The organism is Microbispora sp. NPDC049633 (genome assembly GCF_040675265.1).
Lineage (GTDB): Bacteria > Actinomycetota > Actinomycetes > Streptosporangiales > Streptosporangiaceae > Microbispora > Microbispora maris.
The window spans coordinates 1-12,585 of sequence record NZ_JBFAOO010000209.1 but is presented as its reverse complement, the minus strand read 5'-3'; the positions used below and the strand labels follow the sequence as shown (position 1 = coordinate 12,585).

The 12,585-nt window shown below is 72.3% G+C and carries 10 protein-coding genes; 1 reads left to right on the top strand and 9 read right to left on the bottom strand.

The genetic code is table 11. The annotated features are described in order from the left end of the window. Window positions 1-1,211, bottom strand: a 1,211-nt coding sequence (locus tag AB0J39_RS33400) for a serine/threonine-protein kinase (protein ID WP_363472068.1), incomplete at its 3' end; no start/stop codon positions are given. A gap of 170 nt (window positions 1,212-1,381) precedes the next feature. On the opposite strand from AB0J39_RS33400, the gene AB0J39_RS33395 reads away from it, so the two are divergent. Beyond that, window positions 1,382-2,050 (top strand): response regulator transcription factor, encoded by a 669-nt coding sequence (locus AB0J39_RS33395; RefSeq protein ID WP_363472066.1) that lies wholly within the window; start codon window positions 1,382-1,384, stop codon window positions 2,048-2,050. Between the two features lie 3 nt (window positions 2,051-2,053). Here AB0J39_RS33395 and AB0J39_RS33390 read toward each other — a convergent pair whose 3' ends face one another. The 8 genes from AB0J39_RS33390 to AB0J39_RS33355 all read right to left on the bottom strand — a co-directional run bounded on the left by AB0J39_RS33390 (window position 2,054) and on the right by AB0J39_RS33355 (window position 12,480). After that, a complete protein-coding gene (locus tag AB0J39_RS33390) occupies window positions 2,054-3,310 on the bottom strand; it encodes a glutamate-5-semialdehyde dehydrogenase (RefSeq protein ID WP_363472064.1) in 1,257 nt (418 codons plus the stop codon). Window positions 3,311-3,324: 14 nt separating this feature from the next. Next, a complete protein-coding gene (proB, locus tag AB0J39_RS33385) occupies window positions 3,325-4,455 on the bottom strand; it encodes a glutamate 5-kinase (protein ID WP_363472062.1) in 1,131 nt (376 codons plus the stop codon). A 13-nt stretch (window positions 4,456-4,468) separates the two neighbouring features. Then, window positions 4,469-5,818: a GTPase ObgE gene (gene obgE, locus AB0J39_RS33380; protein WP_363472060.1), complete on the bottom strand. Its 1,350-nt coding sequence runs from the start codon at window positions 5,816-5,818 to the stop codon at window positions 4,469-4,471. A gap of 96 nt (window positions 5,819-5,914) precedes the next feature. After that, window positions 5,915-6,172 (bottom strand): 50S ribosomal protein L27, encoded by a 258-nt coding sequence (gene rpmA, locus AB0J39_RS33375; protein WP_030505847.1) that lies wholly within the window; start codon window positions 6,170-6,172, stop codon window positions 5,915-5,917. Between the two features lie 45 nt (window positions 6,173-6,217). Then, window positions 6,218-6,532 carry a 50S ribosomal protein L21 gene (gene rplU, locus AB0J39_RS33370; RefSeq protein WP_030505848.1) on the bottom strand — a complete coding sequence of 105 codons (315 nt, stop codon included), beginning with the start codon at window positions 6,530-6,532 and terminating at the stop codon, window positions 6,218-6,220. Window positions 6,533-6,720: 188 nt separating this feature from the next. After that, window positions 6,721-9,630 (bottom strand): Rne/Rng family ribonuclease, encoded by a 2,910-nt coding sequence (locus AB0J39_RS33365; RefSeq protein WP_363472059.1) that lies wholly within the window; start codon window positions 9,628-9,630, stop codon window positions 6,721-6,723. Window positions 9,631-9,734: 104 nt separating this feature from the next. Next, window positions 9,735-10,463 (bottom strand): TIGR03936 family radical SAM-associated protein, encoded by a 729-nt coding sequence (locus AB0J39_RS33360; RefSeq protein WP_363472058.1) that lies wholly within the window; start codon window positions 10,461-10,463, stop codon window positions 9,735-9,737. Between the two features lie 94 nt (window positions 10,464-10,557). Next, window positions 10,558-12,480 (bottom strand): TIGR03960 family B12-binding radical SAM protein, encoded by a 1,923-nt coding sequence (locus AB0J39_RS33355; protein ID WP_363472056.1) that lies wholly within the window; start codon window positions 12,478-12,480, stop codon window positions 10,558-10,560. Between the last annotated feature and the right edge of the window lie 105 nt (window positions 12,481-12,585).

The window sequence follows — 12,585 nt, the reverse complement described above, 5'->3', positions numbered from 1 at the left end:
CGGCCGCGCACCAGCCAGTGGCTGGTCCACACGGCCCTGGTCACCACGGCGAAGGCCGCCGTGATCGCGAAGGTCGCGAGCGGGTAGATCACCGACGCCACCACGCACGGGACGGCCAGCAGGGCGACCAGGACCAGGGCCGCGTTCCCGGTGGGGATGCCGAGCGCCCCCTCGGGCGCGTGGGTGTCCGCGCGGCCGCCGGTGGACCGGGCCTGTGCGCCCGTTCCGCCGCGTCCACGTGGACGTTCCGCGGCCTGGCCCTTCACCGCCGGCTCCGCGGTCTTTCCCGCCGCCGTGCGCGGGGGCGCCTCGGCACGGACCCGCGCGACCGCCTCCGCTCCCACCCTGTCGGTGGCGCGGTCGGCGGCCCTGTCGGTGACACGGTCGGCGACGCAGTCGGCGGCGGACGTCTCGCTGGCCCGGGCGAGCCGGGACAGGCGGTCGGCCAGCAGGGCGGCGGTGGGACGGCGCGCCGGGTCGCGGTGCAGCGCCGCGCGCACCAGCGGCAGCAGGGCCGCGGGAACCCCCACGAGATCGGCCTTGCCGTTCAGCACGGCGTACATCTGCGACTCCGCCGTGCCCCGCCCGAAGGTCGGCCGTCCGGTGGCGGCGAACGCCACGGTGGCGGCCCAGCCGTGGACGTCGGCAGGCTCCCCCACCGTCTCGTCCGAGAACACCTCGGGAGCGCAGTAGCCGGGCGTGCCGAGGAACGTGCCGGTCATCGTGACCCGCGTCGCGTCGAGCACCTGGGCGATGCCGAAATCGATCAGCACCGGCCCGTCCTCGCCCAGCAGGACATTGGCCGGCTTGACGTCGCGGTGCACGACCCCGGCCGCGTGGATGATCGCCAGCGCGGCCGCGAGGCCCTGCGCCAGCATGATGAGCCGGGACTCCTGCAGCGGCCCGCGCCGCCGTACGGCGTCGAGGAGGTTCTCCCCCTCGATGTACTCCATCACGAGGTACGGCCGGTCGCCGGTCAGGTCGGCGTCGAGCACCTGGGCGACGTACGGGCTCTCGACCCGGCGCAGCGCCCGGACCTCGCGTTCGAGTCGTAACCGGGCGTCCGGGTCGTTCTCTATGGGGTCGCGGAGCATCTTCACCGCGACACTGTCGCCCCGGCGGCCGACGGCGAGGTACACCTCACCCATGCCACCCCGGCCCAGCCGCTCCTGCAGCGCGTAGGGGCCGACCCGACCAAGACGTCCAGCCATAGGAGCGCCAACCATAGCGGTCCGGCCGCCCGAATCGGCGGAGGCGCGCCGTCGAGCCGCATACAAGCCGTTGCCAACCGGCTCACAAGCCCGCCCCGGCAGTCTGTCCACGACGACGGCCGGACCGCAGGGCCCGCCCTCCCCATCGGCGAGACGAAGACAGATGAACGATGACTGACTCCTCCGGCGCGATCACCGTCGTGATCGCCGACGATCACCCCCTGTTCGTCGAGGGGATCCGGTCCGCCCTGCAGCAGGAAGCCGCGCAGGCGGACGGCCTCTCCGTCGCCGGGACCGCCTGTGACGACCTCGACGCCCTCCGCCTGTGCGTACGGCTGTCGCCGCGGGTGCTGCTGGCCGACCTGGCCATGCTGGACGGGCTCGACTCCCTGCGCCGCCGCTGCCCCGCCGTACGGGTGCTCGCGCTGGGCGACGACGACGGGGAGGCGGGCTTCCTGGGCGCGCTGCGCGCCGGCGCGCACGGCTACCTGCTGAAGGACTCGAAGCCCGCGGAGATCGCGGCGGCGGTCCGGTCCGTGGCGCTCGGGCAGGTGGTCTTCGGCGGCGGGCTGGCGCCCCGGCTCCTCGACCGGCTCACCACTCCGCCGTCCCGCAGCCCGTTTCCCGGGCTCACCCAGAGGGAGCACGAGATCCTGGAGCGGCTGGCCGACGGCAGGTCCAACGCCGAGATCGCCCGCGAGCTGTGCCTGGCCACCAAGACCGTGCGCAACCACGTGAGCAACGTGCTGGCGAAGCTGGAGGCGCCGAGCCGGGTGGACGCCGCCCTGCGGGCCAGGGACGCGGGCCTCGGCTCGCGTCCCGTGCTCACGCGCGTCTGAGCGTCACCCGCGGACGTGACCCTCGCCGGTGTAGATCCACTTCGTGGAGGTGAGCTCCGGCAGCCCCATCGGGCCACGGGCGTGCAGCTTCTGGGTGGAGATGCCGATCTCCGCCCCGAAGCCGAACTCCCCGCCGTCGGTGAAGCGGGTCGAGGCGTTCACCGCGACCGCCGCCGAGTCCACGGTCGCCACGAACCTGCGGGCGGCCTGCTGGGACCGGGTCACGATGGCGTCGGTGTGGGCCGAGCCGTACCTGCGGATGTGCGCGACCGCGTCGTCCAGCGAGTCCACCACGGCGGCGGCGATGTCGAGGGAGAGGTACTCGGTGGTGAAGTCCTCCTCGGTGGCGGCCACGACGTCGGCGCCGTAGGCCCGCACCCGCTCGTCCCCGTGGACGGTGACGCCCGCGTCCTTCAGCGCCGTCAGCGCCTTGGGGACGAACTCGTCGGCGATGGCGGAGTGCACGAGGAGCGTCTCGGCCGCGTTGCACACCGAGGGCCGCTGCGCCTTGGCGTTCACCAGGATCTTGAGGGCGGTGTCGATGTCGGCGTCGGCGTCCACGTACACGTGGCAGTTGCCCACGCCGGTCTCGATCACCGGCACGGTCGACTCCTCGACCACGCTGTTGATCAGTGAGGCGCCGCCGCGCGGGATCAGCACGTCGACCAGGCCGCGGGCGCGCATCAGGTGCTTGACCGACTCGCGGGTCCGGCCCGGCACGAGCTGCACGGCGTCCGCCGGCATCTCGGTCGCCGCCAGCGCCTGCTGCATGACGCGCACCAGCGCCGTGTTGGAGGAGTACGCGCTGGACGAGCCGCGCAGCAGCACGCCGTTGCCGCTCTTGAGGCACAGCGCGGCCGCGTCCACGGTCACGTTGGGCCGGCCCTCGTAGATGATGCCGATGACGCCGAGGGGCACCCGCACCTGGCGCAGCTCCAGGCCGTTGGGCAGCGTGCCGCCGCGCACGACCTCGCCGACCGGGTCGGGCAGGTCCGCCACCTGGCGGACGGCCGCCGCGATCGCGGCGATCCGGCCGGCGTCGAGCCGCAGCCGGTCGATCATCGCCTCCGAGGTGCCGTTCTCCCTGGCCCGGTCCACGTCCGCGGCGTTGGCCGCGACGATCTCGTCCGTGGCGGCCACGAGGGCGTCGGCCACGGCCCGCAGCGCCGCGTCCTTCGGCGCGCGCGGCATCGGCGCGAGCACCGTCGCGGCGTCCCTCGCCGCCTGCGCGACCTTCAGAAATTCCTCTGCCTCAGACATTGCCTCGCGCTCCGTCACTTGTGGTGGTGGACAGGCTCCAATATCACGATGTCGTCCCGGTGGATCAGCTCGCGCTCGTACTCCGGGCCGAGTGTGCTGGCCAGCTCCCGGGTGGAGCGGCCGAGCAGGTCGGGGATCTCCCCCGCGTCATAGTTGACCAGACCCCGGGCGACGACGGCTCCCGACGGCGCGCACAGGTCGACCGGGTCGCCCGCGGCGAAGTCGCCCTCGACCTTCTCGACGCCCGCGGGCAGCAGCGACTTGCGCCGCCCGACCACGGCCTCGACCGCGCCGGCGTCCAGGTGCAGGCGGCCACGGCCGGTCGTGGCGTGGGCGAGCCACAGCAGCCGGGTGCCGGGGTGCCGGCCCCCCGGGTGGAAGCAGGTGCCGATGTCGGCCCCCGCGAGCGCTTGGGCCGCGTGCGCCGCCGCCGTGAGCACGACCGGGACCCCCGCCCCGGTCGCGATGCGGGCCGCCTCCACCTTGGTGATCATGCCGCCGGTGCCGACCCGGCCGGAGGTGCCCAGCTCGACGCCTTCCAGGTCCTCAGGCCCCCGGACCTCGGCGATGCGGGTGGCACCGTCCTTGCGCGGGTCGCCGTCGTACAACGCGTCGACGTCCGACAGCAGCACCAGTCCGTCGGCGTGGGTGAGGTGGGCCACCAGCGCCGCGAGCCGGTCGTTGTCCCCGAACCGGATCTCGTCGGTGGCCACCGTGTCGTTCTCGTTCACGACGGGCACGATGCCGAGCTCCAGCAGCCGGGCCAGCGCCCGCTGGGCGTTGCGGTGGTGGATGCGGCGCATCATGTCGTCGGCCGTCAGCAGCACCTGCCCCACCCGCAGGCCGTACCTGGCGAAGGAGGAGGTGTAGCGGGCGACCAGCACGCCCTGCCCGACCGAGGCGGCCGCCTGCTGGGTCGCCAGGTCCTTGGGCCGGTCGCGCAGCCCCAGCGGCCCGAGCCCGGCGGCGATCGCGCCGGACGACACGAGCACGAGCTGCGTGCCCGCCTTGCGCCGGGCCGCCAGCACGTCGACCAGCGCGTCCACCCGGTCGACGTCGATCGTGCCGCGGGGCGTCGTCAGCGACGACGACCCCACCTTGACCACCAGCCGCGCGGCCTCGCGGATCCGTTCCCTGCCTGTCACGCCGTCTCCCCGATCAGCCGAGCCTCGCGTCGCTGCCACGCGGGCCCATGGTCGCCTCCGTGCCCTGCGACGGCTGCCAGTCGAAGACGTAGCCGCCCTCCATCGAGCCGATGATCACCTCGGCGCCGGCCGTCGCGCCGGCCTTGATCAGCTCCCCCTCGACCCCGAGCCGTTCGAGGCGGTCGGCCAGGTAGCCGACGGCCTCGTCGTTGGAGAAGTCGGTCTGCCGGATCCACCGCTCGGGCTTCTCGCCGGTCACCTGGAAGCGGTTCTCGTCGACGCGCCGCACCGAGAACCCGGTCTCGCCGAGCTGCCTGGGCCGGATGACCAGCCGTGTGGGCTCCTCGACCGGGGCCTGCGCCCGGGCCGCCGCCACCATCTCCGCCATCGCGAACGCCAGGGGCCGCAGGCCCTCGTGGCTGGCCGCGGAGATCTCGAAGACGCGCAGGCCGCGCTCCTCCAGCATGGGCGTGACGATGTCGGCCAGGTCCCGGCCGTCGGGCACGTCCACCTTGTTCAGCGCGACCAGCCGCGGCCGGTCCTGCAGCGACCCGTACGCCGCGAGCTCGGCCTCGATCACCTCGTAGTCGGTGACCGGGTCACGCCCGGGCTCGATCGTCGCGCAGTCGAGCACGTGCACGATCGTCGAGCAGCGCTCGACGTGCCGCAGGAACTCGTGGCCGAGACCCCGGCCCTCGGAGGCCCCCGGGATGAGCCCCGGCACGTCGGCGACCGTGAAGACGGTCTCGCCCGCCGTCACCACCCCGAGGTTGGGGATGAGCGTCGTGAACGGATAGTCGGCGATCTTGGGCCGGGCCGCGGAGAGCGCCGCGATCAGGGACGACTTGCCCGCGTTGGGGAACCCGACCAGCGCCACGTCGGCGACCGTCTTGAGTTCGAGCACGATCTCGGCCTCGTCGCCCGGCTCACCGAGAAGGGCGAAACCCGGCGCCTTGCGCTTGGCGTTGGCCAGCGCGGCGTTGCCGAGGCCGCCGAAGCCGCCCTGCGCGGCGACGTACCGGGTGCCGGCGCCGACCAGATCGACCAGCACCTCGCCGGTCCTGGCGTCCTTCACGACCGTGCCGTTGGGCACCGGAAGGACGATGTCCTCCCCGTTGGCGCCGTCCCGGTTGGAGCCCATGCCCTGCTTGCCGTTGCCCGCGCGGCGGTGCGGCCGGTGGTGGTACTCCAGCAGGGTGGCCGTGTTGGGATCCACCTCCAGGACGACGTCGCCGCCGCGTCCGCCGTTGCCGCCGTCGGGCCCGCCCAGCGGCTTGAACTTCTCCCGGTGGATGGAGGCGCAGCCGTTGCCCCCGTCACCCGCCTTGATGTGCAGGACGACGTGGTCCACGAAGTCGGCCATCAGCCGCTCCCCCTAACTGCCGTATGAAAAAACGAATGAGGCGGACCGAATGCTCGATCCGCCTCATCGCGCTGCTTGTTGGTGTCCGGGGCGGATCTACTCCGCGGCCGGGACGATGCTCACCGCGCGGCGACCGCGCTTGGTGCCGAACTGCACCCGGCCGGTGGCCAGGGCGAACAGCGTGTCGTCGCCACCACGGCCGACGTTGTCGCCGGGGTGGAAGTGCGTGCCGCGCTGACGGACGATGATCTCGCCCGCGTTCACCAGCTGACCGCCGAAACGCTTCACACCGAGGCGCTGAGCGTTCGAGTCACGGCCGTTCCGGGTGGACGAGGCGCCCTTCTTGTGTGCCATGGTTCACTCCCTTTCGGGGGTAAGCGGGGGTCGTCCCCCGGGAAACTACTGTCCGGGGTTGATGCCGGTGACCTTGACCTGGGTGTACCGCTGGCGGTGACCCTGGCGCTTCTTGTATCCGGTCTTGTTCTTGTACTTCAGAATCCGAATCTTCGGGCCCTTGGTCTCGCCGAGGATCTCGGCGGTCACCTGGAACCGGGAAAGCGTGGCTGCGTCGGTGGTGACATCGCCGTCGTTGACGACGAGCACCGCCGGCAGCGACACCGAGGAGCCAACCTCTCCGGCGACCTTGTCCACCTCGAGGACGTCCCCGACGGAGACCTTCTGCTGCCTGCCGCCGCAACGAACGATCGCGTACACCGCGGAACCCTTCTACTGGCTAAATGCTGAGATGCCGCGCCCCGCATCCAGCTGCTGTCGATAACACGACCGGCGATCCGGGCAGGCGCGCGAAGCCAGGCACGCCGACACCGGGCGCACCGGTTGCCTAGGGTACCGGATATCCGGCACCCAGGTCGAACCGAGCGGATCGCCGGGTGACGAAGTCGTTACTCCGCCGTCTTCCTGCGGGAACGTCGCCGTCCCCGGGAAGCCGGCGCGGAGCCGTCGCCCTCGTCGGAGTTGCCGGGATCGGCGTCGATGGCGTCGGTGACGCTCTCGCGTGCCGAGCCCGACGCCGCGGCCACCGATCCCTCGCCGGCCGCCAGCTTCTCGGCCACCGTCTTCTCGATGGCCATCTTGCCCTGCGTGCCACGCGGCTCGGGCTTCGCCTCGACCGGCTCGGTCGACACGATGATCCCGCGCCCGTGACAGCAGTCGCACGGCGTGGAGAACGCCTCCAGCAGGCCCTGGCCGACCCGCTTGCGCGTCATCTGCACCAGACCCAGCGAGGTGACCTCGGCCACCTGGTGCTTGGTCCGGTCCCGCGCCAGGCACTCCAGCAGTCGCCGGAGCACCAGGTCGCGGTTGCTCTCGAGCACCATGTCGATGAAGTCGATCACGATGATGCCGCCGATGTCCCGCAGCCTGAGCTGACGGACGATCTCCTCGGCCGCCTCCAGGTTGTTGCGGGTGACGGTCTCCTCGAGGTTGCCGCCCTGCCCGGTGAACTTACCGGTGTTGACGTCGACGACCGTCATCGCCTCGGTCCGGTCGATCACCAGCGAACCGCCGGACGGGAGCCACACCTTGCGCTCCATCGCCTTGGCGATCTGCTCGTCGATCCGGTAGGCGGAGAAGGCGTCGGTCTCGTCCTCCCACTTCGTCAGGCGCTCGGCCAGGTGCGGAGCGACATAGCGGACGTACTCGTCCACCGTCGTCCACGCCTCGTCGCCCTCGACGACCAGGGAGCTGAAGTCCTCGTTGAAGACGTCGCGGACCACCCGGACGGTCAGGTCGGGCTCCCCGGACAGCAGTTCCGGCGGGCTGGCCGACTTGGCCTTGCGCTGGATGTTCTCCCACTGGGCCGACAGCCGGGCCACGTCGCGGCTGAGCTCCTCCTCCGAGGCGCCCTCCGCCGCGGTGCGCACGATGACGCCCGCGTTCTCCGGCATGACCTTGCGCAGGATCTGCTTGAGCCGGGTCCGCTCCTTGTCGGGGAGCTTGCGGCTGATCCCGGTCATCGAGCCGTCCGGCACGTAGACCAGGTAGCGGCCGGGGAGGCTGACCTGGGAGGTCAGCCTGGCGCCCTTGTGGCCGATCGGGTCCTTGGTGACCTGGACGAGCACCGACTGACCGGACTTCAGCGCCGCCTCGATCCGCTTGGGCTGGCCCTCCAGCCCCGCGGTGTCGAAGTTCACCTCACCGGCGTACAGCACGGCGTTGCGGCCCTTGCCGATGTCCACGAACGCCGCCTCCATGGAGGGCAGCACGTTCTGGACCTTGCCGAGGTAGACGTTGCCGACGTACGACTGGCTCGACTCACGGTCGACGTAGTGCTCGACGAGGACGCCGTCCTCGAGCACCGCGATCTGGGTGCGGCCGCCCTGGCGGCGCACGACCATGATCCGCTCGACCGACTCGCGCCGGGCCAGGAACTCCGACTCGGTGATGATCGGCGGGCGGCGGCGGCCCAGCTCGCGGCCCTCACGGCGGCGCTGCTTCTTCGCCTCCAGCCGGGTCGATCCCCGTACGCCCTGGACCTCGTCGACCGAGGTGGACCTGGTGGCGCGGGGCGCCCGGATGCGGACGACGGTGTTCGGCGGGTCGTCGGGGGCCAGCTCGGCCTCCTCGGTACCGCGGCGGCGACGGCGACGACGGCGCCGGGTGCCGGTCTGGCCCTCGGAATCGTCGTCCCCCTGCTCGCGGTCCTCCTCGTCGCCCGACGCGGCCTGCGGCTCCTCGCCCTCGCCCTCGGACTCCTCGCCGTCCTCGGTGTCCCTGGCGCGGGCGCCCCGGCCGCGTCCGCCGCGACGGCGGCGACGCCTGCGGGCGCCGCCGTCGGCCTCGGACTCGTCGTCGCCGGACTCGGTCGCCTCCTCCGGCTCCTCGGCTTCCTCGTCCTCCGGCGCCGGCTCGGCGACCGGCGACGCGGGCCTCTGCGCGGGCACCGCGAACGGGTCGGGAGCCTGGAAGATCGGCTGGAACAGCGCCGACGGCGCCTGGAAGGTCATCGAGGGCACGGACGGCTGAGGCGCCGACAGCCCGAAGGGATCGGCCACCACGTCCGGCCGCCCGCCGTCCTCCTCGATGTCGATGTCCTCGATGTCGAGGGGCTCGTCGTCCAGCGGTTCCTCGTCGGGGAGGTTGAGCCCGAGCGCGGCGGCGACCTCGGCCTCGGCGGCGCTCATCGCCCTGGATCGTTCCGGCGCCGGCTCCTCCGCGCGGGCACGGCGGCGCCGCCGCGGCGCGGCGGGCTCCTCGGCCTGCGGCGTGTCCCCGGCCTGCGCCGTCTGCTCCGCCTGCTCCGGCTGGGGGGACGGCTCGGTCTCCTCGGTCCTCTTGCGGGTGCGGCGACGCCGGGCCGGCGCGGCCGGCTCGTCGTCCCCGGTCGCCGCCGCCCCCGGAACGGCCGTCTCGGCGGCCGGTGTCTCGGCGGCAGGCTCGGCGACCTGGGTCTCCGCGACCTGGGCCTCCGCGACCTGCACCTCGGCGACCTGTGCCTCCGTGACCTGTGCCTCGGCGGTCTTGGTGCGGCGGCGGGTGACCCGCTTGGGCCGCTCCTTCGCGGGCGGCTCGTTCTGCGCGACCGGCTCCTCCTGCGCGGGCGGCGCGGGGGTCTCCCCGGCGGGATCCGCGGCCACCGGGACGTCGGCGGCGACCACCGTGGTCACCGGCGGCGGCAGGTCGTCCGGCTCGGGCGGGGGCCCGGCCGGGCGGCTCGCCGACCGGCGGCGCGGCGTCGCGGAAACGCCGGACGGACCGGAGGAAACCGCGTCTCCCCCGGCCTGGCCGCGTTCTTCTGTTGTCGTGTCACCGTCAAGGCTCACAGCCCCGTCAGTGGGCTCGTTGTCGAGCATGCGGGCGCTCTCCCGTCAGGCCTCCGGGCACGTCGCCGCGCCGCGCGAAGGCTCTCGTCTCTCGCGGTCCGCCGGGCTTCCTGTCGGCGCCTCGGCGGCAAGTCTTATCGGTCTCCGCCTGCCCGGTCGAAGGCGAACGGGTCGGCGGGCTCACCGGTCGCGTCGAGCGGCCCCTGCGCCAGCCTGGTCACCGCTGCGGGTGACGGCGGCGCGAAGCCTGCCACGAGACGCAGACCCATGAGCACGTCATCGGGCCGTACGGCAGGTGTTTCGTGCCGAACAACCATACGAAGTATGACACACGGTTGAACGGTCTCCTGACCTGCCGTAATTCCCGGCCCGTCCACTACGGCGAGCGAACGCACCGCCTGGCGGGCGTCGAATCGCCGCATCCCCTTCTTGGTCAGGCGCTCGACCTCCACCTGGCCGGCCGCCAGAAACTCCTTGACCGCCCGCTCGGCCTCGCCCGGATCGGCCCCGGGGAGCCGCAGCTCCCACATCGAGCCCTCCAGCCGGTCGGCCAGGTTCCCGTCCCGCGCCTCCACCACGTCGAGCACGTCCAGCCCCGGCGGCAGCGAGGCGTCGAGGTCGTCGCGAACCCGCCGCGGGTCACACGGCCGGTTCACCCCGATCTCGAGGTACTCGGCCTCGCTCGCCACTCCGGTGGGGGCGGCGCCGGCGTAGGAGATCTTCGGGTGGGGGCTGAAGCCCGCGCTGTAGGCCACCGGGATGCCGGCTCGCCGCACCGCCCTTTCGACGGCGCGGGAGATGTCGCGGTGGCTGGTGAAGCGCAGGCGGCCCCGCTTGGCGTAGCGCACACGCAGTCGCTGCACCGTGGGTTCGGGCGCGGGCCCGTCGGGAACGGGTTTCAGAGTTCCGTCGTCCTTCCGGTGTCGGTCGATCGTCTTTCAGGATAGGCCGTGAGCGTCAGATCACGGTGAGTGGCAGCAGTTTTCTGCCCGTGGGGCCGATCTGGATCTCCGTCCCCATAGTGGGGCAGACGCCGCAGTCGTAGCAGGGCGTCCAGCGGCAGTCCTCGACCTCGACCGTGTTCAGCGCGTCCTGCCAGTCCTGCCACAACCACTCGCGGTCGAGGCCGGCGTCGAGGTGGTCCCAGGGAAGCACCTCGTGCTCGTCCCGCTCGCGCGTCGTGTACCAGTCCACGTCGACCGGCTCGTCGGCGAGGGCGCCGTCCGCCGCCGCCATCCACCGCTCGAACGAGAAGTGCTCGCTCCAGCCGTCGAACCGGCCGCCGTCCTCCCAGACGGCGCGGATGACCCTGCCCACGCGACGGTCGCCCCGCGACAGCAGCCCCTCCACGATCGACGGCTTGCCGTCGTGGTAGCGGTAGCCGATGGCCCTGCCGTACTCCTTGTCGGAGCGCAGGGCGTCGCGCAGCGCGCGCAGCCGGCGGTCCACCGTCTCGTGGTCGCACTGGGCGGCCCACTGGAACGGCGTGTGCGGCTTGGGCACGAACCCGCCGATGGAGACCGTGCAGCGGATGTCCCGCGAACCCGTCGCGTCACGGCCCGCCTTGATGACCTTCTTGGCCAGGTCGGCGATGCCGAGGACGTCCTCGTCCTCCTCGGTCGGGAGCCCGCACATGAAGTAGAGCTTCACCTGCCGCCATCCGTTGGAGTAGGCGGTGGTGACCGTGCGGATCAGGTCCTCCTCGGTGACCATCTTGTTGATCACCTTGCGCATCCGCTCGGATCCGCCCTCCGGCGCGAACGTGAGCCCGGAACGGCGTCCGTTGCGGGACAACTCGTTCGCCAGGTCGATGTTGAACGCGTCGACCCTGGTGGACGGCAGGGACAGGCCGACCTGGCTGCCCTCGTAGCGGTCGGCGAGACCCCTGGTGACGTCGGCGATCTCGGAGTGGTCCGCGCTGGACAGCGACAGCAGCCCGACCTCGCTGAAGCCCGACTCCTTGATCCCCGCCTCGACCATGTCGCCGATCGTGGTGATCGACCGCTCCCGGACCGGACGGGTGATCATCCCCGCCTGGCAGAAGCGGCAGCCCCGGGTGCACCCCCGGAAGATCTCGACGCTGAACCGCTCGTGCACGGTCTCGGCGAGCGGGACCAGCGGTTTCTTCGGGTACGGCCACTCGTCGAGGTCCATGACCGTGTGCTTGAACACCCGCGTCGGCACGCCGTCGCGGTTGGGGACGACGCGCTTGATGCGGCCGTCCGGGTGGTACTCGACGTCATAGAACTTCGGGACGTACACCCCGCCCGTGGAGGCGAGGCGCAGCAGCAGCTCGTCGCGGCCGCCGGGCGAGCCCTCGGCCTTCCACTCGCGCAGCACCTCGGAGATCGCGATGGCGATCTGCTCGCCGTCGCCGAGCACGGCGGCGTCGAGGAAGTCGGCGATGGGCTCCGGGTTGAACGCGGCGTGGCCGCCCGCCAGCACGATCGGGTCCTCGTCGGTGCGGTCCACCGCCTCCAGCGGGATCCCCGCGAGATCGAGCGCGGTGAGGAGGTTGGTGTAGCCGAGCTCGGTCGCGAACGACACCCCGAGGACGTCGAACGCGCGAACCGGCCGGTGGCCGTCCACGGTGAACTGCGGGACGCCCTCGGACCGCATGAGCGCCTCGAGGTCGGGCCACACCGCGTAGGTGCGCTCCGCCAGCGTCTCGGGCAGCTCGTTGAGGATCTCGTAGAGGATCTGCACCCCCTGGTTGGGCAGGCCGACCTCGTAGGCGTCCGGATACATCAGGGCCCACCGGACGGTCGCCTCGTCCCAGTCCTTGACCGTCGAGTTCAGCTCGCCCCCGACGTACTGGATCGGCTTCTGCACCTTGGGCAGCAGCGGCTCCAGGCGGGGAAACAACGACTCGACAGACATGCCTCCAGGGTATCGGCTCCCGGGAGTGTCCCCTGCGGATCTTCCGGCCTCAGAAGGGGTGCCAGATCCGGTCGTCGCCCGCGCGCAGCGAGGCCAGGCGGTGGC

Excerpts from the sequence above, each read along its gene's own strand:
- rpmA (WP_030505847.1), bottom strand. The coding sequence starts at position 6,172 with ATGGCACACAAGAAGGGCGCCTCGTCCACCCGGAACGGCCGTGACTCG.
- AB0J39_RS33355 (WP_363472056.1), bottom strand. The coding sequence starts at position 12,480 with ATGTCTGTCGAGTCGTTGTTTCCCCGCCTGGAGCCGCTGCTGCCCAAG.
- AB0J39_RS33365 (WP_363472059.1), bottom strand. The coding sequence starts at position 9,630 with ATGCTCGACAACGAGCCCACTGACGGGGCTGTGAGCCTTGACGGTGAC.
- AB0J39_RS33395 (WP_363472066.1), top strand. The coding sequence starts at position 1,382 with ATGACTGACTCCTCCGGCGCGATCACCGTCGTGATCGCCGACGATCAC.
- AB0J39_RS33390 (WP_363472064.1), bottom strand. The coding sequence starts at position 3,310 with ATGTCTGAGGCAGAGGAATTTCTGAAGGTCGCGCAGGCGGCGAGGGAC.
- obgE (WP_363472060.1), bottom strand. The coding sequence starts at position 5,818 with ATGGCCGACTTCGTGGACCACGTCGTCCTGCACATCAAGGCGGGTGAC.